The sequence below is a fragment of the uncultured Polaribacter sp. genome (assembly GCF_947497695.1).
Classification (GTDB): Bacteria; Bacteroidota; Bacteroidia; order Flavobacteriales; family Flavobacteriaceae; genus Polaribacter.
Genome location: NZ_CANMHM010000002.1, coordinates 260,019 through 283,621, shown reverse-complemented (window position 1 = coordinate 283,621; position 23,603 = coordinate 260,019). Strand labels below are relative to the sequence as shown.

21 protein-coding genes are annotated in these 23,603 nt (G+C 29.9%); 7 read left to right on the top strand and 14 right to left on the bottom strand.

Going from position 1 to position 23,603, the window contains the following annotated elements:
* Nucleotides 1-252: 252 nt before the first annotated feature.
* Complete coding sequence (locus tag Q0731_RS03525; protein ID WP_299059954.1) at nt 253-1,830, bottom strand: hypothetical protein; 1,578 nt, start codon at nt 1,828-1,830, stop codon at nt 253-255.
* A gap of 118 nt (nt 1,831-1,948) precedes the next feature.
* On the opposite strand from Q0731_RS03525, the gene Q0731_RS03520 reads away from it, so the two are divergent.
* Nucleotides 1,949-3,919: a YgiQ family radical SAM protein gene (locus tag Q0731_RS03520; protein WP_299059952.1), complete on the top strand. Its 1,971-nt coding sequence runs from the start codon at nt 1,949-1,951 to the stop codon at nt 3,917-3,919.
* A 14-nt stretch (nt 3,920-3,933) separates the two neighbouring features.
* Here the strand turns inward: Q0731_RS03520 and Q0731_RS03515 are convergent, their stop codons facing one another.
* The 6 genes from Q0731_RS03515 to Q0731_RS03490 all read right to left on the bottom strand — a co-directional run bounded on the left by Q0731_RS03515 (nt 3,934) and on the right by Q0731_RS03490 (nt 9,312).
* Nucleotides 3,934-5,358, bottom strand: coding sequence for an NAD(P)/FAD-dependent oxidoreductase (locus Q0731_RS03515; RefSeq protein WP_299059950.1), 1,425 nt, complete (start codon nt 5,356-5,358; stop codon nt 3,934-3,936).
* A gap of 42 nt (nt 5,359-5,400) precedes the next feature.
* Entirely contained in the window at nt 5,401-6,222 is an 822-nt protein-coding gene (locus tag Q0731_RS03510) for a class I SAM-dependent methyltransferase (RefSeq protein WP_299059948.1), read from the bottom strand.
* Entirely contained in the window at nt 6,219-7,364 is a 1,146-nt protein-coding gene (locus Q0731_RS03505) for a lycopene cyclase family protein (protein WP_299059945.1), read from the bottom strand. Before Q0731_RS03505 ends, Q0731_RS03510 begins: the two co-directional genes overlap by 4 nt.
* A gap of 191 nt (nt 7,365-7,555) precedes the next feature.
* The gene (locus tag Q0731_RS03500; RefSeq protein WP_299059941.1) at nt 7,556-8,083 is read right to left on the bottom strand and encodes a hypothetical protein; all 528 of its coding nucleotides are present in this window, start codon (nt 8,081-8,083) and stop codon (nt 7,556-7,558) included.
* Between the two features lie 147 nt (nt 8,084-8,230).
* Entirely contained in the window at nt 8,231-9,013 is a 783-nt protein-coding gene (locus Q0731_RS03495) for a M15 family metallopeptidase (protein ID WP_299059938.1), read from the bottom strand.
* A complete protein-coding gene (locus tag Q0731_RS03490; RefSeq protein ID WP_299059936.1) occupies nt 8,989-9,312 on the bottom strand; it encodes a hypothetical protein in 324 nt (107 codons plus the stop codon). The genes Q0731_RS03495 and Q0731_RS03490 overlap by 25 nt, the downstream gene beginning before the upstream one ends.
* 117 nt (nt 9,313-9,429) lie before the next feature.
* On the opposite strand from Q0731_RS03490, the gene Q0731_RS03485 reads away from it, so the two are divergent.
* The 3 genes from Q0731_RS03485 (at nt 9,430) to Q0731_RS03475 (ending at nt 10,956) form a co-directional block, all read left to right on the top strand.
* Nucleotides 9,430-9,963 (top strand): DUF4136 domain-containing protein, encoded by a 534-nt coding sequence (locus Q0731_RS03485; protein ID WP_299059933.1) that lies wholly within the window; start codon nt 9,430-9,432, stop codon nt 9,961-9,963.
* Between the two features lie 61 nt (nt 9,964-10,024).
* The gene (locus Q0731_RS03480) at nt 10,025-10,189 is read left to right on the top strand and encodes a DUF5522 domain-containing protein (RefSeq protein ID WP_299059930.1); all 165 of its coding nucleotides are present in this window, start codon (nt 10,025-10,027) and stop codon (nt 10,187-10,189) included.
* A gap of 53 nt (nt 10,190-10,242) precedes the next feature.
* Nucleotides 10,243-10,956 carry a DUF4197 domain-containing protein gene (locus Q0731_RS03475; protein ID WP_299059927.1) on the top strand — a complete coding sequence of 238 codons (714 nt, stop codon included), beginning with the start codon at nt 10,243-10,245 and terminating at the stop codon, nt 10,954-10,956.
* Nucleotides 10,957-11,510: 554 nt separating this feature from the next.
* On the opposite strand, the gene groL is transcribed toward Q0731_RS03475, so the two are convergent.
* The 7 genes from groL to miaB form a co-directional block, all read right to left on the bottom strand.
* Nucleotides 11,511-13,139 carry a chaperonin GroEL gene (groL, locus tag Q0731_RS03470; protein ID WP_299059924.1) on the bottom strand — a complete coding sequence of 543 codons (1,629 nt, stop codon included), beginning with the start codon at nt 13,137-13,139 and terminating at the stop codon, nt 11,511-11,513.
* Nucleotides 13,140-13,249: 110 nt separating this feature from the next.
* Nucleotides 13,250-13,525 carry a co-chaperone GroES gene (locus tag Q0731_RS03465; protein ID WP_299059921.1) on the bottom strand — a complete coding sequence of 92 codons (276 nt, stop codon included), beginning with the start codon at nt 13,523-13,525 and terminating at the stop codon, nt 13,250-13,252.
* A gap of 175 nt (nt 13,526-13,700) precedes the next feature.
* Nucleotides 13,701-14,033 carry a preprotein translocase subunit SecG gene (gene secG / locus Q0731_RS03460; RefSeq protein ID WP_299059918.1) on the bottom strand — a complete coding sequence of 111 codons (333 nt, stop codon included), beginning with the start codon at nt 14,031-14,033 and terminating at the stop codon, nt 13,701-13,703.
* Nucleotides 14,030-14,794, bottom strand: a complete 765-nt coding sequence (locus tag Q0731_RS03455) for a hypothetical protein (RefSeq protein WP_299059915.1) — start codon at nt 14,792-14,794, stop codon at nt 14,030-14,032. Before Q0731_RS03455 ends, secG begins: the two co-directional genes overlap by 4 nt.
* Entirely contained in the window at nt 14,788-15,294 is a 507-nt protein-coding gene (locus tag Q0731_RS03450) for an LptE family protein (RefSeq protein WP_299059911.1), read from the bottom strand. Before Q0731_RS03450 ends, Q0731_RS03455 begins: the two co-directional genes overlap by 7 nt.
* Before the next feature lie 148 nt (nt 15,295-15,442).
* Nucleotides 15,443-16,666 carry a sigma-54 dependent transcriptional regulator gene (locus Q0731_RS03445; protein WP_299059909.1) on the bottom strand — a complete coding sequence of 408 codons (1,224 nt, stop codon included), beginning with the start codon at nt 16,664-16,666 and terminating at the stop codon, nt 15,443-15,445.
* 92 nt (nt 16,667-16,758) lie between these two features.
* Nucleotides 16,759-18,216, bottom strand: coding sequence for a tRNA (N6-isopentenyl adenosine(37)-C2)-methylthiotransferase MiaB (gene miaB / locus Q0731_RS03440; protein WP_299059907.1), 1,458 nt, complete (start codon nt 18,214-18,216; stop codon nt 16,759-16,761).
* Nucleotides 18,217-18,416: 200 nt separating this feature from the next.
* On the opposite strand from miaB, the gene topA reads away from it, so the two are divergent.
* The 3 genes from topA (at nt 18,417) to gldK (ending at nt 23,579) form a co-directional block, all read left to right on the top strand.
* A complete protein-coding gene (topA, locus tag Q0731_RS03435) occupies nt 18,417-20,915 on the top strand; it encodes a type I DNA topoisomerase (RefSeq protein ID WP_299059904.1) in 2,499 nt (832 codons plus the stop codon).
* Nucleotides 20,916-20,953: 38 nt separating this feature from the next.
* Complete coding sequence (locus Q0731_RS03430) at nt 20,954-22,117, top strand: formimidoylglutamase (RefSeq protein ID WP_299059901.1); 1,164 nt, start codon at nt 20,954-20,956, stop codon at nt 22,115-22,117.
* A 100-nt stretch (nt 22,118-22,217) separates the two neighbouring features.
* Nucleotides 22,218-23,579, top strand: coding sequence for a gliding motility lipoprotein GldK (gene gldK / locus Q0731_RS03425; protein ID WP_299059898.1), 1,362 nt, complete (start codon nt 22,218-22,220; stop codon nt 23,577-23,579).
* Nucleotides 23,580-23,603: the final 24 nt, after the last annotated feature.

Sequence of the window (23,603 nt, the reverse complement as noted above, 5' to 3'; positions counted from 1 at the left end):
TCCTTTCGACTTTAGGAGAAATCACATAAAGTAGATGGTTTTTATAGTGTATTTTTTATGTGATTTGTGCTAATAAGTTGTGGTTAAATGGAGTATTTATAAATTAATAAAGAATTTAGCCTCTATATTTCAATTAACTGGCAAACAATTTTAGCCCAGATTGAACGGTTTGTTTGAGCTCTTTTTTATGCTTTTTCTGCATAAAAAAAAGCGAGTAGTGAAAGCTGGAAATAGCTTCAAATAAAAAGAATACTAGATTTTTATCTTTATAATTCTAGAAGATTTTTTCTTTTTACCAAGTAAAATAACTTCATTTCCTGAGGGTGTAATAACGCCTTCATTTACTTTGTAAAAAACTTTAGATTCTTTATCGTCAATCAGTTTTTTGTACTCAAAATCACCATTTGTATCTAGTGTAATAGCATATAAATTAGATTTTTTTGAAGATGATTGTCTAAAATGAATTCTGTTATTACTTAATTGTTTAATATTATCAGAACAGTTGATAAAATAATGCATTTTATTGTTTACAGAAATGGGTGTAAATGAACTATTATTATAACCAGTTTGTGCTTTGTTAATGTTTCTAGACCACAATAAATCTCCTTGGCTACTTAGTTTTAAAGAGATAATATCATCATAATGTTGAATGGTATAGGTAGTCATTATACCATTTTGCCCTATTGTTGTATGAACAGTTATGTAATCTTCTTCTGCACTTATAACGATGCCTCCATCATCTTGTACTTCTACACTTCTAAATTCCATACCAGTAAAACCTTTTTTTGCCTTTCTTTTCTTTTTTCCTGCTCTATCTCCATATTTATCAGTTAAAAAAGTAGCTGAAAAAGGGTTGAATTTTTTAGCTTCAATTGCTAATGTTTCTGCATTTATATTGATTAAGCAAGCACCATTAAGTCTGCCTTCATCTTTATTTCCGTAAAAACCAACACAAGATAAATTTCCTTTATTCTGTACTAAACTTAAAGAGCTAATAAACTTATCTGGGTTTTTAAAACTCACTGTTTTTTCTCCGTTTTTATCTATTTTACTCAGTTCAAAATGATAGTTTGTTTTACCTTTTTTCTTTTTTCTTGTCGAGTTATTTTCATAAGATTTTCCTAGAAAATATAGAGTTCCATCTTTATCATCAACTTCTATAGTATTGTATTTAAACAAACGATCTTCTATGTCTTTAATAATTAATTTTTCATAGACTAATTCAAAATTATCGTTGTAAACAAATACTTTGTGCGTTTCTTTATCAGCGTTTTTAATATCAAAATTAATAGCAAAAAATTGGTTGTTTTTAGACATGGTAATTTTTCCTAAATGATCTGAATCTCTTTGACTAAAACCATTGTTTATAAAAAATGGAAATACCATCATTCCAAAATATTTTTTAGAATTTGCCTCTGAGATAGAAAGGAGTTCTTTTGTAATAAAATTAAAATTATTTAAATTAGAGGTTAACACATTGTAAATAAGTGTTTTTTTGATTCTAGAGGAGTCAAATTCTAGTAAGTGAAGTTGACCATCTTTTACAAAAGCATTTTCTATTCTATTATTTTTAACTTCTAAAGTGTGTTCTTTTTTTAGATTTAGTTGAGCATCAAAATGCTGAATGTAATATCCTTTTAGCGTTTTTATAATTAATCCGCCATAAAATTCTCTTATGGTTACCAAACCTCCATTGCCATCATTTAAAGAAAAAGATAACGCACTATTTTTTTTCTTGTCTTTAAAAATTTCTCCTTTTGTAATTTTAAAATTTTGAGAAAATGTAATGCTACTTACTAATAATAGGATAAATAATATTTTATTTTTCATTTTTTTAAATGCGAATATAAAATTAAAATCAAGGAAAAGAATGCTGATTTAAATTAGATTTTTTTAAATATTATTTGAAGAAGCCTTTTTTAAAAGATTTCTCCTTAATTTTGCAAATATGGAAGGTACAAAAAAATTACAATTAACAGATTGGTTACCAACTACAAACAAAGAAGTTAAAATACGTGGTTGGGATTATTTAGATGTTATTTTATTTAGCGGTGACGCTTATGTAGATCATCCGTCTTTTGGGCCAGCAGTTATTGGCCGAATTTTAGAAAGTTATGGTTTGCGTGTTGCTATTGTGCCTCAGCCAAGTGTAAATGATAACTTACAAGATTTTGAAAAATTAGGGAAACCAAGGTTATTTTTTGGTTGTACTGGTGGTTGTATGGATCCTATGGTATCTAACTACACAGCAAGTAAAAAAAGACGAGATAAAGATGCTTATACGCCAAATGGAGATAAAGGTTTTAGACCCGATTATGCAACTTCTGTGTATAGTAAAATATTAAAAGAAAAATTTCCTGATGTGCCAGTTTTAATTGGTGGTATTGAAGCTTCTTTAAGACGTGTAACGCATTATGATTACTGGTCTGATAAGTTGTTGCCTACTATTTTAGAAACTTCTAAAGCAGATATGTTAGTGTATGGAATGGGAGAGCAGCCATTACGTGAAATTGTATCATTACTTCAAAAAGGAGTGCCTTTTTCTAGCTTAAAAAACATCAAACAAACGGCTGTTTTAATTGATGAAAAAAATGATAAAATACCTGTTGTAAAAGATTGGGAAGATGTTACTATAAATTCTCATACAGCATGTTTAAAAGATAAAAAAACCTTTGCTTCTAACTTTAAAACAATAGAACAAGAATCTAATAAGTTACAAGCTCGTAGAATTTTACAGGATGTTGAAGGGAAAACGTTGGTAATAAATCCACCTTTTCCTACCATGACAGAAAAGGAAATTGATGGTTCTTTTGATTTGCCTTTTACACGTTTGCCTCACCCAAAATATGACAAACGTGGGCCAATACCTGCATTTGAAATGATAAAATTCTCTATAAATATTCATAGAGGTTGTTTTGGTGGATGCAGTTTTTGTACTATTTCTGCACATCAAGGAAAATTTATTGCGAGTAGAAGTCAAGAATCGGTTTTAAAAGAAATTGATAAAGTAGCAAATATGCCAGATTTTAAGGGCTATTTGTCTGATATTGGTGGGCCTTCTGCCAATATGTATCAAATGAAAGGGAAAGTACAATCTATTTGCGATAAATGTGTAGCACCTAGTTGTATATCGCCAGTAATTTGTTCTAATTTAGATACTTCTCATAAACCTTTAACAGAGTTGTATCAAGCAGTTGATAAACATCCAAAGATTAAAAAATCTTTTATTGGAAGTGGAATTCGACATGATATGTTGGTGCCAGAGTTTAATAAAAATGCAGATCCAAAAGAATTGGATGCTTATACAGAAGAGGTGATGACAAAACACGTTTCTGGTCGATTAAAAGTAGCACCAGAACACACTTCTGATCCTGTTTTAAAGTTGATGCGTAAACCTTCTTTTACGTATTTTCATAAGTTTAAAGAGCGTTTTGATAAAATCAACATTAAGAATAAATTGAACTTGCAATTAATACCTTATTTTATATCAAGTCATCCTGCAAGTGAAGTAGAAGACATGGCAAATTTGGCTGCTGAAACAAAAGATATGGGGTTTCAGTTAGAGCAAGTACAAGGTTTTACACCAACACCAATGACAGTTGCTACCGTTATTTATTATTCTGGTTATCATCCATATACTTTAAAACCTACTAAAACTCCCAAGACAAAAAAGGAGCGAGAAGACCAACATAAATTTTTCTTTTGGTATAAGAAAGAGAATAAAGATTGGATTAAAAACACCTTGAATAAAGTTGGAAGACCTGATTTATTAAAGAAATTGTTACCAGAAAATAATTCTTGGAAAAAAAATAAAACTTCTCATAAAAAAGCACAACATACCTTTGATGATGCCATCCCTTTTAATAGAAGAAAAAAGAAAGTTAGAGGAGCTACTTCTTCTAAGAAAAGAAGGAGGTAGGTTCGTTTATAGTATTAGTTTTGATGTTTTCCTCTTGGAGCATTGCCTTCTTTGAGGATTATTTTAGAATGTAACAACTTAGCAGCTTCAGCTGAACCTTTTACTTTAGAGCTACTTCTATTAATCATTTCAGATTCAAAATCTGTGAGTATGTTTTTCTTAACTCCAATATCTTTAAATTGAGAAGCTGCGTTGTAGTTTTTTGACACTGTTTTAACCAAACTTAAAGCATCTAACAAAGCTTGGTTTGCACCTTGTCCTTTAAACGGACTCATTGGATGAGCAGCATCACCAATTAAAGTGATATTAGCTACTTTATTTAAGAATTCTGGTTTTAATAATTCTCTGTCATAAACAGGATATCCAGAAATTTGATTTTTTAGAGTAGCTGCAATAATTTCTGGAATAGGAGTGTGCCAATGTGTTCTTTTAATCGCGACTTCTTTAAGTGCTTTTGATCCTAACTTATTCAATTCAATAGCGATTTTTTCTGATGTAGGAAAACTCAATTGCCACATTATTGAACTTGAATTATAAGGCATCATATAAATACGTTCGTTTCCATTAGCTGTTTGAAAAACAGTTTCTGAATCTAATAAATCAGATTTTAAATCTTTTACATTCTCTAGAGGACAAATCCCTAAAATAACCATACAATCTAAATATTGTAAGGGTGTTTTTTTACCTCCAATGATAATTTTTCTAACGGTACTTCTAATTCCATCAGCTCCAACTACTAAATTTGCTTTTGTTGTTTTTACTTGATTATTTACTTTAAATTTTAACTCAATATTTTCGTTGCTAGATCCTTTTATTTCTAATAATTGATGTCCCCATTTTACAGAATCATGTCCATTAAGTTGATCTAATAATGCCAAACGTAAAGATTGTCTTGCAATGTGAATGTTTTTACGTTTTGGAGCTTTTTTAGCGTTAGCTCTTCCCCATTTTCTAATTCCCCATTCACCAATAATTTTTCCTTTTGATGTAAAAACAATGTGTTTTGTAGAGGTAATGCCTTCTTCTAATTTTGTAATTCCTAAAGCTGTCATTGCTTTACTAGCTTGTTGAAGCGTAAGTCCATAACCTTGAGAACGCTGGCTAAAACTAGTGTCTTTTTCAAAAAGTGTAAACGGAATTCCACGATGTAAACAAGCAACTGCTAAAGCAACACCACCAATTCCTGCACCAATAATAGCAATATGAGGATATTTTTGGTGGTCTTCTGTTGTTTGTTTACCAGAAAGAATTAAACCAGAGCCTTTGCATTTTAAGCAACTTTGTAATTGATTTTTTTGACGAGTTTGAGACTTTTCATCGCAATTAATTTTCTTGTTTTTTTGACGTGCTTTTTTTGTAGGGCGCTGTTTTTTTTTACCTAAACCTTTACAGTTTTTGCAAGCAACCCAATACAATTTTTTATCAATTTTTTTTAGCACTATTTATTTTTAAATCGTTTTTGAGTTGAAAGAAAAGCTTTATTATTTTTGTACAGCAATCATCATATGAGGACTAAAAGGCAACAAATACTCATCATTTTGAGTTAGATTTTGCAATGCTTTTAAAGTTTTTGATTTCTTTTTATCTAGCATATTTGCAAAATATTCTTGGTCTAACCAAATCATTCCTTCTACTGCAAAAAGGTTTATAAAGTTGAGGTTTTGTTCTAAAAACTCTACTTTTAAATCTTGTGGTTTGTGATAAAAAGCATCTGCTAATAAAAAAGGAAAATCTTTAGGAGCATTGTGTATGCCAGTTGTTAATTCTTCTTTACACATTTCAAAAAAGGAGTTGGCATGTAGCATGCCATTCATTAACCCCACAACTGTAGAGGCAGTTGCATTAATTGCAAAACCTAAAATGATTCCATCTTTTTTAACCACTCTTTTGGCTTCTAAAATAGCAGCAATTCTATCTTCTCTTTTTTGCAAATGATATAAAGGGCCATGTAAAATAACCAAATCTGCAGTATTGTCTTTAAAAGGCAATTTTTTAGCTTCTCCAACAGCAACAGAAAAAGGGTTTTTTAGTTTTTTAGCCCTTTTTTCTGCTAATTTAATATGTTTTAAAACAGGTTCTATTAAATGGACTTGATGGTTGTTTTTTGACAGCCATTCAGCATATTTACCTGTTCCTCCTCCAACATCAATAATCCTAGAATTCTGTTTGGTAATATGTATTTGTATCAGCTCTTTAATACGTTCAAACTCAAAAATTCCCATCCCTTTTTCTAGTCTGGTTTCTTCTGAAGCTTTGTTGTAAAAATCGTTTAACTCTTTGCTAATTAGCGTTTTGTTTTTCACTTTAATTGTTTTAAGCCCGATGTTAAAAATGCTTTTATGGGTACAGCATTCATAATTCTTAATTCTTCTAAAAAGGTGCTTTCATTGCCTAGAAATGCTAAAATAACTTCTGGGGGTAGCTTTTTAAACATGATTGAAAAAACTTCTTTTCCTTGTAGTTTATGAGAGAGCAAAACATCTAACAAGGTTTTATCATACCAATGATACATTTTTTCTCTAAAACTTATTTTTTTTAAGGGTATTTTATCTTCTCTTAAATTTTTAATGATTGCTTTGGTGTTTTTCTGAATAAACTGAAAAGTATAACCACTGCTTGCTTTTGTAAAACCTCCTGCAGTGCCAATATTTACAATATTTTTTGATGCTTTTGGTTGTCTTGTAAATTTAGATAAAGACATTGGTATCACTCCAAACTCTTGATGAAGAATCTCATATTCATCTATTTTTAGAGTATTTTTAATGTAATTTTTAAGTTCAGTAACATAAGCAGCTTCTTTTAAAACTGCTTTGCTAAATAAAGTATACTCAATTAATGCTTCTGTTGATGAAGTAGGCAAAACATACATAAAGGTAGCACCTTGATTTTGATGCACTCTAAAATCCATCAATGTACCAACTTCTTTATTAAAAACGGGTGTTTTAGTTTTAATAACCCAACCTTTAAAATGTTGTAATAATGAGTTTTTTGTAGTTATTTTTGGATTGAATAATGCTGTAGAGTTAAAAACATATTTTGAAGTATATACTTTTTTTGAAGTTTTAACTTTTGCAGATTTTTCATCAGCATTTATTGCCGAGATATCTTCATTTAAAAAAGTAACATTCGTAAATTTAGAAGCCAATTTTAAAACATGATTATAGAAATCTAATCCTCTAATCATTTTGTACTTGTATTGTTTTAAATCGAATTTTGTTTCAAAATCAGTTGTTAAAAACTCTAATTTTTTCCATTGATAATGTACAATAGATTCAAAAATACCTGCTTCTTTTTCCCAAAAACACCAAGTTCTATCGTTCGATTTTTTAGTGTCTTTATCAATCAGTAATATTTTTTTATGTTGTAATTGCTCATCAGAAAGTAACCCATATAATAGACTTAAACCTGCACATCCTGCACCAGCAATTATATAATCGTACTTCATAAATCAACAATTATTTTACTTTTTTTATAGATAGCGAAGTTAATTGAAATTAAGTTGATACTAAAATGTGAAATAGGCCTTAAGAATTGTCACTTCGACGAAAGGAGAAGTAAAATAAAAGTAAATGCACAAAGATGTGCAAACTTTATATGATTTCTTCTTTTGTCGAAATGACAGAGTTATTATTTAATTTACTTCGATTTAACTCCAGTAAAATGATCAGATTTAACTTTAAATAATACATTAAATGTAGTTAAACTGCCATAAATCCTAGTAATATATTGTTGCAAATCTATTTTGTCTTGGTCTTCTAGTGTTTTACTAGAATTTATTTTTTGCTCCATTACTCTAATTCGATCTCTTACCATTACAATTTTATGGAAAAAGGTATCAATAGGAATTTCTTTGTTAGCAACATTTGTGTCTTTAGGTTGTAAAACAAGCGTTCCATTTCTCCATTTATCTGCAATGGGAGCAATTTCTGTTGTATCAGACCATTTTCTTAAAATCTTTTTTAAGCTACTCTCTACCTCGCTAAAACTTACAGTATCTACTTCATCTTCTACAGCTTCAATAACCTCAAAAGTGTCATTTATATTGATGGTTTCTAATCCGTTTTCAATAAAAGTTACCCAATATTGTTTATTATCTACGTTTGTAACCACGCCTAATCCAAAACCAGCATGTTTAATTCTTGAGCCTATACCTAATATATTCATGTATTTTTTAATTTTTAGTGAAGATAATAAATCTATTGAAAAATATACATTATTTAAAATACCAAAGTTTTTAGATTTTAGTAACAAACTATTTAATCACTTTAATATCTAAATAGAAAATCATGTATTTAAAAGTTATAAATAGCTCTATTTTAGTAATTCTGGTGTAATGCCATTCACATAAACATCAATAATATTTAACTCCTTAGCAAATTCAGAACCATTAAAATCAGTAATATCATCGACTGTAATTTGTTCATTATAAAAATTTAAATAAATAGAAGAAAGTGGAAGATATGTCCAATGCCATTTTTCTTCTTCATAACCCTTTCTGCCATTTTCTTTGGATGTATATACTTGATAAAAGCCAAATTTAGCGGCATTTTTTAATAGCCAATTGTATTCTTTTAACCCTTTACCTTTTGTAAAATAAGCGTTATTTAAATTATTAAGATCAATATCTGTACCCCAATGATGTCTGGAAGTTGATGGCATTGAGCTAAATTCTAAAATTTTTTTAACTCTTTTAATTGTAGGAATGTTTTTATATTTATCATTCCATTTGTAATTCCAGATACGTTTTTGATGGTCAAAATTTCGGGTTCCAGAAATAATTTTAAATGAAATATGTTCTTTATTTGCAGCTTTTTCCATTTTTAAAAATGCAGATAAAACCTCTTTTCTTACATATATTTTTTTGGATGATTTTTCTTTTGGAACAATCCTAAAATCGGCATTTTTTGTATAGTCAAACTTTCCTAAAACATAATCATTGTTTAAATACTTTGAATATGCTATTGCTGAAATTTTCTCTTTAGAATTTTTAACAACATTAGTGCTATTCTTTTTTTGATTGGGTTTACAATTGATAAAAGACAAAAACAGAAAATGATACAAATTCAGTTTTATATATAATTTAAAAATGCCCAAAGCTTTCTATTTTTAATATAATTTTTATTGTTTTCATTTTGATAGGCTTCCCGTTCAAAGCTAATGTTTAAGTATGCTGAATTAAAGTTTTTGTAAACGATAAGCTTAAAAAGCCACTCTAAAATATACATCAGATAGAAAAATATAATTAATAATTCTAGCTGTTGTTTTAAATGAATTTTTTCATGATTGATTAAAATGGAATCTTCTTTTAATTTTTTCGTTCTTAGAAAAATAAATGGAAATAGTGTAATACCATCATAACCAGTAGGAACAATATGTTTAAAAATAAAAATCATAATTTGTTATAGACAAATATAATACCAATTTATGAAAGGATTTGGCATGTTTTTTGGTGTTTTAATATATATAAAGCATCAGTTTTAATGCTTTTATCACATTTAAAAATAAATATTATGAAAAAATATATTCTTTTAATTTTAAGCATAATTGTATTGTATTCTTGTAATACAGTTAAAGTTTTAACAGATTACGATTCTAAAACAGATTTTAATAAATACAAAACCTTTGCTTTTTACAAACCAGAAATAGACAAAGCAAAAATTTCTGATTTAGATAAAAAAAGAATTTTAAGAGCCATAGAAACAGAATTATTAGCAAAAGGGTTTATGAAATCAGAAAATCCTGATATTTTGGTTGGTATTTTTACTAAATCTAGAGAAAAAGTAAATGTCAATCAAAATAATAATTTTGGTTGGGGTTGGGGCTGGAATCCTTGGATGTGGAATGGTATGAACAATAATATTAACGTAAATCAATACACAGAAGGTACTTTGTTTATAGATTTTATTGATGCTCAAAAGAAAGAGTTGGTTTGGCAAGGAATTGGTACTGGAGCTTTAAAACTTAACAATAGAGAAAAAAAAGAAGCAAGAATAAAAGAGTTTGTAAAGGAAATTATTTCAAGATTTCCTCCAGGACAAGAATAGTAACTTTAAAAAGCGTTCATTAGAACGCTTTTTTTATGAATAAAAATGATATTTTTGTACTGTGGATAATAATAAGATAGCATTAGAAGAAGGAGATTTTTATGTAAATGAGCAAGGGTACAGAGTTTTTACAGAACAGTATCATTTAAAAAGAGGATATTGCTGTAAAAACGGTTGTAAACATTGTGCTTATGGTTATGATAAAAAAACAGATACTTTTAAGTAAAAGTAACTTTTAAAGGAAAATAGTTTCCAAATAGTAAATAAACGATAATAAAAATGATGAAAAGAGTTTTAATATTAGTAGTAGCATTGCAATTTGTTGGTTGTGCAGAGTTGCAAAAAGTAGCAACCCAAGTAATACAACAAAGTGCAGGTTTAAGTCAAGATCAAATTGGTAATGGTTTACGTCAGGCATTAGATCATGGTATAGAAAACCAAGTATCTAAATTAACAGCAACAAATGGGTTTTATAATAATGATCTAGTAAAAATATTATTACCACAAGAATTACAAGCTGTAGATAAAGGTTTACGTCAATTAGGTTTGGGTAATTTGGCAGATCAAGGTATTAAAGCCTTAAACAATGCTGCTAGTGATGCTGTAAAAACGGCAACACCTATTTTTATAGATGCAGTTAAAGACATGACCTTTGCAGATGCTAAAAATATTCTTTTAGGAAATAAAAATGCAGCGACTTCTTATTTACAACAAAAAACAACCAATAGTTTAACAGCAAGTTTTAGTCCGGTTATTAAAAATTCTTTTTCTAAAGTTGGTGCAGATAAAATTTGGAGTAATTTAATTAATAAGTACAATTCTATTCCTTTTGTTACTAAGGTAAACCCAGATTTAACTCAATATGTAACAACACAAGCTTTAAAAGGTGTTTTTACTATGATTGAAGTAGAAGAAAAAGGAATTAGAGAAAAAGTAGGTTTAAGAGATACAGCTTTGTTACAGCAAGTTTTTGCTTTGCAAGACAATAAATAATTAAGATAAATAAATGTTAATTAGAGGCTATATTGTTAAATATAGCCTCTTTTTTTATGTGTATTCTATAAGTAGATATTTTGCCTATTACTTTTGATGTTGTAATCTTTGAGTAAGGTATGTTATTTTAAAGTGCTTTATTTATTACGATTTTTATCAATTGCTAGATTCATTTTTGTCTCAAACTTTAAAAGATGATTTTGATAGAAAGGGTACAATCATAATTTTCCTGCGTATATATATATATATATATATATGAGATTAATTTGAGGAAGTTTTCACTTTTAGCAATAAATATTTTTTAAAACTGTAAGTCATTAAAAAATAATTTAGATTGTTCTAGGGGTTAGAACTTATATCATAGAAGTGTTTTTCATCAATTTTTAACGTTGTTTTAAATCAAAGTTAAAAGATACTATTTAGATCTTTAATTTTGTACACAACTAGTTTTTAGGATAATTTTAAAAGTCCCTTAGAAAAAAAATCTAAGGGACTTTGTTTATGTTAAAATTTCACATTGTTGTGAGATATAACTTATGTAAGAAAATTTGTTATTACATCATTCCTGGCATACCTCCACCCATTGGAGGCATTGCAGGAGTATCTTCTTTAATATCAATCAAAGCACATTCAGTAGTTAAAATCATACCAGCAACTGAAGCAGCATTTTCTAAAGCAACACGTGTTACTTTTTTAGGATCAATAATACCAGCATCTAGCATGTTTACATATTGATCAGATTTAGCATCATAACCAAAATCTTTTTTACCTTCTAATACTTTATTGATAACAACAGAACCTTCACCACCAGCATTTTCTACAATCGTTCTTAAGGGAGCTTCAATTGCTTTGTTTACAATTTGCACACCAGTAGTTTCGTCTAAGTTTTCTGTAGTAATTTTTTCTAATACTTTTTTAGCACGCACTAAAGCAACACCACCTCCAGCAACAATACCTTCTTCTACAGCAGCTCTTGTAGCATGTAAAGCATCATCAACTCTATCTTTCTTTTCTTTCATTTCTACTTCAGAAGCAGCACCAACATATAAAACAGCAACACCACCAGCTAATTTAGCCAAACGTTCTTGTAGTTTTTCTTTATCGTAATCAGAAGTTGTTGTTTCAATTTGAGATTTAATCTGACCAACTCTTGCTTTAATAGCAGCTGCATTTCCAGCTCCATTTACAATCGTTGTATTGTCTTTATCAATTGTAATGCTTTCTGCTGTTCCTAATAAATCTAAAGTAGCGTTTTCTAAAGAGAATCCTCTTTCTTCAGAAATTACAGTTCCACCAGTTAAAATGGCAATGTCTTCTAACATTGCTTTTCTTCTGTCTCCAAAACCTGGTGCTTTTACAGCAGCAATTTTTAATCCACCTCTTAATTTATTTACTACTAAAGTAGCTAGGGCTTGGCCATCTACATCTTCAGCAATAATTAATAAAGGACGTCCAGATTGAGAAACAGGCTCTAATATTGGTAAAATTTCTTGTAAGTTAGAAATCTTTTTGTCGAATAATAAAACATACGGATTTTCTAAATCTGCAATCATTTTATCTGCATCTGTTACAAAATAAGGAGATAAATAACCTCTATCAAATTGCATACCTTCTACAACATCCACATACGTTTCCATTCCTTTTGCTTCTTCAACAGTAATTACACCTTCTTTACCAACTTTGGTAAAAGCAGTAGCAATTAAATCTCCAATAACATCATCGTTATTTGCAGAAATTGCAGCAACTTGTTTTATTTTATCAGAAGAATTACCCACTTTTTGAGTTTGCTTTTCTAAATCTGCAATAATTGCAGTAACTGCTTTGTCAATTCCACGTTTTAAATCCATTGGGTTTGCACCTGCAGCAACGTTTTTTAAACCTTCTTTTACAATTGCTTGTGCAAGTACAGTTGCAGTAGTTGTGCCATCACCAGCTAAATCGTTGGTTTTAGACGCAACTTCTTTTACCATTTGAGCTCCCATATTTTCAAGCTCATTTTCTAACTCAATTTCTTTTGCTACAGAAACCCCATCTTTAGTAACTGTTGGTGCACCAAAAGATTTAGAAATAATTACGTTTCTTCCTTTTGGTCCTAAGGTTACTTTTACTGCGTTTGCCAATGCATCAACTCCACGTTTTAGTCCGTCTCTTGCTTCAATATCAAATTTTATATCTTTTGCCATTGTTTTATTTTTGCTTTTAGCTACTTAGCTCTTGGCTTTTAGCTAAAAAAGTTATTATAATTTTTAGTGTTCATATTGCTAAAGGCAAGTAGCCAAAAGCAAATAGCTGTTTAAATAATTGCTAAAATATCAGCTTCACGCATCATTAAGTAATCTTTACCTTCTAACTTTAAATCTGTTCCACCATATTTGCTGTATAAAACAGTATCTCCAATTTTTACAGTTAAAGGTTCGTCAACTTTACCATTTCCAATGGCAACAACAGTTCCTTGTTGTGGTTTTTCTTTTGCATTGTCTGGTATAATTAATCCAGATGCTGTTTTAGTTTCTGCTGGAGCAGGTTCTACAAGAACTCTGTCTGCTAAAGGTTTAATGTTTAATCCCATTTTTATGTTTTTTGATAATTAAATTATTATTTACAAACTCATTTTAGTCAGAAATTATGCCACTACAATAAAACTGACATTTTTTCAACGATTGATTTTGTTGATGAGTTTAATCCATAAAAAAAATGCCAACGTGTCATTTACATTGGCATTTTTTAAACTATTTAATAGCTACTTATTGTAAACTATCGTTTGTGTTAGTTTTAGGCTGTTCAATTGGTGTAGTTGTTTCAACACCATCCAAAGTATTATCTAATTGAAAGTTTGTATCTGTACCTCTATCAATAATAAAGTTTGATAATAAGATCAATGCAAACATTGCAATTGCCAATGTCCAGGTTGTTCTGTCTAAAAAATTATTTGTGTTTTGTACGCCACCTAAAGACTGTGCACCACTACCTCCAAAAGAAGAAGATAACCCTCCACCTTTAGGATTTTGAACCATCACTATTAATATTAATGCAATGGCTACTATCAAAATTAAGATTAAAAATGCCGTGTAACTCATATTTTATTTTTTTGTAAAATTTGTATTCTTTTAATTTGGTCTGCAAAGAAACCACTTTTTTCTGGATATTTCAAACTTAAAATTCGATAAGCTTGTATAGCGTTTTCATACTTTTTTTGTTCTAAATATACTTTTGCTAATGTTTCTGTCATTAATGACGAATCTTGCTTATTTTTTTTAACAGGAACATTTATTTTTTTTTCTTTAACTACCTTTTTTATTTTTGGATTGTTTTTTATAAACTTATTAATTAAATCTTCTTTTTTTATTGGTTCTTCAGCTTTTTTTACATCACTTCTTGCAATTGGTTTTTTGGTAGAAAGTTGCAGCCACTGATTAAAAGAGTGGTTTTCTGTTGCAGGAAAAGAAATTGGTTTACCGATGGTTAATTCTTCTTTAACTTCAACAACTTTTTTTGCTTTCTTTTCTGTAGATTTTTTAAAGATATTAAAAGTGGTATCTGTTGTTTTTTCTGTTGATTTTTTTTCAGAAACTTGCTCTTCAATATTTTTTTTCTGATTGATAAAACTTTTTGAAGTAATATAATTGAATAAGATAGTTCTATCTAACGTGTTAGAAGCTGTTACTTTTAGTTCGTTATTATATTTAAAGCTGTCTTGGTTTTTTAAACCTTTTAAATACAAAGCTCTAGCTGCTTGAAAATAGGGGTGTTTTTCAACAATAACTTTTAGTTCTGCAGTTTCTAATTGCAGAATATCTTGCTTTTTTTCTAGTATGTTTATAAATTTAGAAACTACCATTTTGCAACTGAAGCGTTAAAAACATCTTGTGTTATTCTTTCTAATATTTCGTCTAATGCAGCCTCTAAGATACTGCCAGTAAGTTGAGCACTTCCATCAAAATCTGAATAAAAAGAAAACTGTTTTTCGAAATTATCTTTTTCTATTAATTTATTTTCAAAACGTACATTTACTGTAATTGTAAGTCTATTTTGTGCTGCAGTTTGTTGTGCTGTAGCACTCATTGGGTTAATTCTATATCCTGTAATTTCTCCACTAAAATACAAATCTCCATTAGAACTTACTGTAGTTAGGTTGGTTTGTCTTGTAAATAAGTCTAGCATGTCTTGTGTAAAACGCTGACTTAAGGTTGGTTCAATTAAAGCTGCTTCATTTGGAAAAAAATCTACTTGTAACGTTTTAGCATTACCAGTACTACCTCCTGTAAAAGAATAGGCACCACAAGCAATAAATAATAAAGCGGTTATTGAGATTAGTGTTGTGAATATTATTTTTTTCATTTTTTTATGTTGTCACTTTGAGTGATTTTTAATTGGAAACGAAAGCGAAATATTTGTATCGAGAATAAAAAGTTCTAGATACAATTTCTAACAAAAAATCGAAATAACTTGAACTGATATTAGTTTACTTTTAAACAGTTACACAGTTTTAAAGATCGTATTGTTTAATTTTTCTATATAAAGTTCTTTCAGAAATACCTAGTTCTTTGGCTGCTAATTTACGTTTATTGCTGTTTTTTTCTAAAGATTTTTTTATCATTTCAATTTCTTTGTCTTGTAAAGATAAAGATTCATCTTCTTCTATGGTCTCAATAAAATCATAATCTTTTTCTGTGGATGACTTTTGAGGAATATTTAAGACTTCAACATTGTTATCTAAAGCTTCTTTATTTTGGTACATTTTTTCAATTAATTGATGATGTTCTTCTTGTACTTCTTCCACATTTCCACTTTTCATCAAGTCTAAAGTCAGCTTTTTTAAGTCGTTGATGTCATTACGCATATCAAATAAAATTTTATACATAATATCACGTTCTGTAGAAAAATCATTTTCTTTTTTACTGCCAATTACTGCAGGTAAATTTCCTTTGTTGTTTGGTAGATATTGTTGTAATTTGGTTGCAGTAACCACTCTTTCTTCTTCAATAACAGAGATTTGTTCTGCTAAATTTTTAAGTTGACGAATGTTTCCTGGAAAACGATAGTTTAATAAAACAGAGACTGCATTTTCATCTAAACGAATAGATGGCATTCTGTATTTCTGAGCAAAATCTGCAGCAAACTTTCTAAAGAGTAAATGAATATCTTCATTACGTTCTCTTAAAGCAGGTAAATTAATTTCTACGGTACTTAATCTGTAATATAAATCTTCTCTAAATTTTTCATTCTGAATAGCAGAATGCATATTAACATTGGTTGCAGCTACAATTCTAACATTTGTTTTTATTACTTTAGATGATCCTACTTTTATAAACTCCCCATTTTCTAAAACACGTAATAAACGTACTTGAGTTGTTAAGGGTAATTCGCCAACTTCGTCTAAAAAAATAGTTCCTCCATCTGCAACTTCAAAATAGCCTTTTCTGTCTTGTGTTGCTCCTGTAAATGAACCTTTTTCATGACCAAATAATTCACTATCAATCGTTCCTTCAGGAATTGCACCACAGTTTACAGCAATATATTTTGCGTGTTTTCTATGTGATAATTGATGCACAATTTTAGGAATACTTTCTTTACCAACTCCACTTTCACCAGTTACCAGAACAGAAATATCTGTAGGTGCAACTCTCACTGCTTTTTCTAAGGCTCGGTTTAAGTGAATATCGTTACCAATAATGCTAAAACGCTGTTTTAATGCTTGTAAGTTTTCCATTTCAATAGTTTTTAAAGTTGAAAGTTTATAAAGTTTTAAAGTAAGATTGGTAACTTTTAAAACTTTTTACTTTGTAACTTTTTTACTAAATATTAATTATTATCAGAATAACCAATAACAGTTCCTTTTAAGGTTGCAGAAGTACAATCTTCTACTTTTACCATTACAAAATCCCCTAATTTATAGTCTCCTTTGGCAAAAACAGCTACTGTATTTTGTGTATTTCTACCTTTCCATTCATTTGGGTTTTTCTTAGAAGTGCCTTCAATTAAAAATTCTTCTGTTTTGCCTAAATGTTGCTGTGTTCTGTATAAAGCGTGTTCTTGTTGTAAATCTATAATTTCTTGTAATCTGCGTTTTTTTACTTCAAAAGGCACATCATCTTCCATTTTATTACCTGCTAAAGTTCCGGGTCTTTCAGAATACGAAAACATAAAACCAAAGTCGTATTTTACATATTCCATTAATTCTAAAGTATCTTTATGGTCTTGTTCTGTTTCGCCACAAAAACCAACAATCATATCTTGAGATAAAGACATTTCTGGTACTATTTTAAAAATATTATCTACCAATTCCATATATTCTTCACGAGTATGCTGTCTGTTCATGGCTTTTAACATTGCGTTACTTCCACTTTGTACAGGTAGGTGTAAATACTTGCATATATTTTTATGTTTTGCCATAACGTGAATGACGTCTAAATGCATGTCTTGTGGGTTAGACGTAGAAAAACGAAAACGGGTTTTAGGAAAATTTTCAGCACACATATTTAGCAATTCTGCAAAACCAATTGCTGTTGCTTTTTGCATTTCAGTAGCTTTTTTAAAATCTTTTTTTAAACCACCACCAAACCATAAATAGCTATCAACATTTTGCCCTAAAAGCGTAATTTCTTTATAGTTTTTATCGACCATAGATTGTATTTCTTCTAAAATACTTTTAGGATCTCTACTTCTTTCTCTACCTCTTGTAAAGGGGACCACACAAAAAGTACACATATTGTCACAACCTCTTGTAATAGAAACAAATGCTGTAACTCCATTGGTATTTAAACGTACAGGAGAAATATCTCCATACGTTTCATCTTTCGATAAAATTACATTTACGGCATCTCTACCTTCATGCACTTCTTCTAATAAATTGGGTAAATCTTTGTATGCATCTGGCCCTACAACTAAATCCACTATTTTTTCTTCTTCTAAAAATTTCTCTTTTAAACGTTCTGCCATACAGCCCAATACACCAACTTTCATGTTTTTGTTAGACTCCTGTTTTACGCGGTTGTATTTCTGTAAACGTTTACGAACTGTTGTTTCTGCTTTTTCTCTAATAGAACAAGTGTTTACCAATACCAAATCTGCTTCTTCTAAAATTTGGGTGGTGTTGTAACCTTCTTTGTCTAAGATTGCAGCAACAATTTCGCTATCATTCATATTCATTTGGCAGCCATAGCTTTCTATGAATAATTTTTTAGTATTGTCTTTTTTATTCTCTGTAACAAGGGCTTTTCCTTGTATTTTATCGTCTATGATTTTTTCTAAGTGTTCCATCTCTCAATTTATCAACTAAAGCAGCACAAAGATACAACCAAATTTGAATTTCTGTGACAAATTGGCAGAAAAATACAATTCAATTTTGTTAATTATTTACTGAAATTTGATTAAATAATTTTTTTTCACAAAAAACTGACTACTTTTGCATTTCTAAACACGAACCTTGTTTTGTGTTAATTACGACAAAAGAAAGAAATATGGCAAAGAACTTAGTAATTGTAGAGTCACCAGCAAAAGCAAAAACCATAGAGAAATTTCTTGGAAAAGATTTTCAAGTAGAGTCTAGTTATGGTCACATTGCAGATTTGCCATCCAAAGAGTTAGGAATAGATGTTGATGGAGATTTCTCTCCAAAATATATTATTTCAGATGATAAAAAACCAGTTGTAAAAAAGTTAAAAGCATTAGCAAAAAAAGCAGATACTGTTTGGTTAGCAAGTGATGAGGATCGAGAAGGAGAGGCAATTGCTTGGCACTTAAAAGAGCAATTAGGTTTAATAGATGATAATACAAAACGTATTGTTTTTCATGAAATTACAAAAAATGCCATTTTAAAAGCAGTCGAAAATCCTAGAGACATAGACTATAATATGGTAAATGCACAACAAGCACGTAGAGTTTTAGATAGGCTTGTTGGATATGAATTATCGCCAGTTTTATGGCGTAAAGTTAAAGGAGGCTTGTCTGCTGGGAGAGTGCAGTCTGTTGCAGTACGTTTAATTGTTGAAAAAGAAAGAAGTATACAAGAGTTTAAAACAGAAACTCATTATAAGGTTATTGCAGAGTTTTCTAATAATGAAGGTAAAAAGTTTAAAGCAACAATTCCAAAGAATTTCGATTCTAAAAAAACTGCAGAAACATTTTTAAAGTCATGTGCAAATGCAGATTTTTCTATAGCTGAATTAACTAAAAAACCAGCAAAAAAATCTCCTGCAGCACCATTTACAACATCAACTTTACAACAAGAAGCGTCTAGGAAGTTAGGTTTTCCTGTGGCAAAAACAATGCAAGTAGCACAGCGTTTGTATGAAGCAGGTTTAATTACGTATATGAGAACAGATAGTGTAAATTTATCTGTAGATGCAAGAAACGCAGCTGAAGAAGAAATAATAAATTATTACGGAAAAGAATACAGTAAGCAACGTGTATTTAAATCGAAAGCAAAAGGAGCTCAAGAAGCTCATGAGGCAATTAGACCTACAAATATGAAAATGCATGCTGTAGATACAGAATATGATCAGACTAGATTGTATGATTTAATTTGGAAAAGAACATTGGCTTCTCAAATGAGTGATGCTCAATTAGAGAGGACTAATTTTAAGATAGAAAATTCTGAAAACTCTAAAATCTTTACAGCTAATGGAGAGATGATAAAGTTTGATGGTTTTTTAAAAGTATATTTAGAAGGAAAAGATGATGATGAAGAGGAGCAAGCAGGTATGTTGCCGAATTTAAAAGTTGGCGAGGCTTTAGAGTACAAATTTATCAATGCAACACAGCGTTTTACAAGTCCTCCTTACCGTTTTACAGAAGCATCTTTAGTAAAACAATTAGAAGAATTAGGTATTGGGCGTCCATCTACTTATGCACCAACAATTTCTACAGTACAAAGAAGAGGATATGTAGAAAAAGGAGATGATGAAGGCTTAGAAAGAGAGTATGAGCAAATGATTTTGGCAGCAGGAGTAGTTAAAAGCCAAATGCTAACAGAAAAAACAGGTTCAAATAAAAATAAATTAATCCCTACTGATATAGGGAATATTGTAAACGATTTTCTAGTAGCCAATTTTTCTAATGTTTTAGATTTTGGTTTTACAGCAAAAGTAGAAAGTTCTTTTGATGATATTTCTGAAGGAGATGAGGATTGGATAGAAATGATTAAAGGATTTTATTCAAAATTTCATGAAACTGTAGAAGATGTTAAAGAAAATGCAGAAAGAGAAAGTGGAGAACGTATTTTAGGGAAACATCCTGAAACAGGGAAAACAGTTTTAGTGCGTTTGGGTAAATTTGGGCCAATTGCACAAATAGGAGCACCAGAAGATGAAGAAAAAGTATTTGCAAGCCTAAATAAAGATCAAAATTTAGGGACTATTACAATTGAAGAAGCTTTAGACTTGTTCTTGCTTCCAAAAACTTTGGGTGGCTATGAAGATGAAGAGGTGATTGTTTCAAACGGTCGTTATGGCCCTTATATTCGTTTTGGAACTATGTTTGTTTCTTTGGATAAAGGAGAAAACCCGATGGAAGTAGATTTGCCAAGAGCAATAGAGTTAATTGTTGCAAAACAAAAAGCAGATGCCCCAATTTATTATTACGAAGATTTACCTGTGCAAAAAGGTGTGGGGCGTTTTGGGCCTTTTATAAAATGGAATTCTATTTTTATTAATGTAAATAAAAAATATGATTTTGATAATCTTTCTGATGACGATATTATTGAGTTAATAGAAATAAAAAAACAGAAAGAAATTGATAAAGTTATTCATAACTGGGAAGATGTTGGTATTCGTGTAGAAAAAGCAAGATGGGGACGTTTTAATGTTTTAAAAGGTAAAATTAAGGTAGAATTGCCAAAAACTACTGAGATTGAAAAAATGACTAAAAACGAGGCTATCAAGTTGATTGAGGCTAAAACCCCAAAGAAAAAAACTACAAAAAAGAAAACTACTGCCAAAAAAACTACAAAAAAGAAGTAAGGATTTATTATATTGCATCCTTTATCACAATAAAATTAATGAACCAAGATTTTTTAACCCCTATAAAAAATTCAGTTGTAACTCATTTAGAGTTGCAGTCTGACTTGTGCTTGGGTAAAAAAATCACTATTCATACAGAGCATGAAGGTTTTCCTGACTTAGAAAATGTTCAAATCGCAATTTTAGGAGTTCAAGAAGATAGAAATTCAGCCAATAACTATGGTTGTGGTGAGGGTTTACATTTTGTTAGAGAAAAATTATATGAGTTGTTTCCTGGAGATTGGAATACAAATATTGCCGATTTAGGAAATGTGTTAAAAGGAAACTCAGTTACAGATACCTATTTTGCTGTTTCAGAAATTATAACTGATTTATTAAAGAAAAATATCATTCCTATTATTATTGGTGGAGGGCAAGATCTTACTTATGTTAATTATAGGGCTTATGATGCTTTAGAGCAGACTGTAAATATTGCTGCTGTAGATAGTCGTTTTGATTTGGGTAATTTAGATGATGAGTTAACCTCAGAGTCATATTTAAGTAAAATAATTATGCAGCAACCCAACAATTTATTTAATTACAGCAATGTTGGTTATCAAACTTATTTTAATTCACAAGAAGAAATTCAATTACTAGATAATTTGTTTTTTGATGCTTACAGGCTAGGTAAAGCAAAGCAATTAGAAGAAATTGAACCCGTTTTTAGAAATGCAGATATTGTATCTATAGATATAGGTGCTATTAGGCAAAGTGAAGCACCAGCCAACAATAATGCCTCTCCAAATGGTTTTTATGGTGAAGAAATTTGTGCAATTTCTAGGTATGCAGGTATTAGTGATAAAGTATCTTCTTTTGGTGTATATGAGTACAATGCTAGGTTAGATACAAACAATAAAACAGCACATTTAATAGCTCAAATGATTTGGTATTTTATTGAGGGTGTTAACTTTAGAGTAAAAGACTATCCGTTTTCAGGAAAGGAAAATTATCAGAAATTTACGGTTTTGTTAGATGATGATGATCCTCTGATATTTTATAAAAGCAATAAATCTGGAAGATGGTGGATAGGAATAAAAATTTTATCAGATAATAAATATAAAAGACATGCGTTAATACCATGTACTTATAGTGATTATATGGATGCAACAAAGCAAATTATTCCCGAAAAATGGTTTAAAGCGATGAGTAAATTAGTACAATAAAAATTTTAGAACAAAATAACGTTAAAAATACAATCTTAAAATTGTATTTTAGCAAAAAAAATAATAGGTTTACGAACTATTTAGTAAAGACTTTTTAAATATGAAGAAAGCAGCAATATTTGCACTTTTAATGGTAGTTTTTTACAGTTGTGGCTCTAACGAGCGAGGCGAGTTGGTTGGTGTTCAGTCAAATAAAAGATGGTTTTCAGAAACTCCTTTTGGTATGGTTTTAATACCAGGAGGTTCTTTTACTATGGGTAAGCAAGATCAAGATGTAATTGGTACTATGAATGCTCCAACCAAAACTGTTACAGTAAGGCCATATTATATGGATGAAACAGAAATAACAAACAATGAATATAAAAAGTTTGTTTATTGGGTAAGAGATTCAATTGTTAGAACAAGATTAGCTTACCAAGCAGAATTTGCAAGTTTTGGAGCAACCCCTGATCCAAAAGGAAGAGCATCAAAACAAGGGATTCAAAAATATAAATTTAAAGATACAATTGATAAAGCAACCCCTTATCAAAAGTATATGTATGAAAATTATTACAGCTTTGATACTATACAGCCATTAAATTGGGAGGAAGAACTTGTTTGGGATACAAATGATTTTCCTGATATGGATTATGTAGAAGTTATGGATTCTGTATTTATTAGCAAAAGAGACGCAGCTGATGGAGTTAGAAGATTTAATACCAAAAAATTAAAATATAAGTACATTTGGTTTGATAGAGATAATGCTGCTAGAAAAGGAGGAGATAGGAAAAAATTTGTAACAACAGAAGTTTTAAACATATATCCAGATACAACTGTTTGGGTAAAAGATTTTAATTATGCATACAATGACCCAATGCATCAAGATTACTTTTTTCATCAATCTTATGGAGATTATCCTGTTGTAGGGGTTTCTTGGGGACAAGCAACTGCTTTCTGTGATTGGAGAACAAAAATTAAAAATGACTACTTAAATAACAGACCTAATAATATTACAGTACCAGATTTTAGATTGCCTATAGAAGCTGAATGGGAATATGCAGCAAGAGGTGGTTTAGAATTTGCAACATATCCTTGGGGTACAGGAGGTACTACAAGTGATAGAGGTTGTTTCTTAGCAAACTTTAAACCAGTAAGGGGTAATTATGCTGTAGATGGTTCATTATATACAGTAGAGGCAAAGTCTTACAATGCAAACGATTATGGTTTGTATAACATGGCAGGTAACGTTTCTGAATGGACAAATACAGCTTACAATTTATCTTCTTATTATATGGCTTCTACAATGAATCCCAATGTTGAGGATCGAAAAAATAAAAGAAAAATTGTACGTGGTGGATCTTGGAAAGATGTAGCGTATTTTTTAGAAGTTCACTCTAGAGATTATGAATATGCAGATACTGCAAGAAGTTACATCGGTTTTAGAACAGTACAAGATTATATTGGTACAGACAACATTAAATAATTTAGTTTAAAATAAAATAATAGA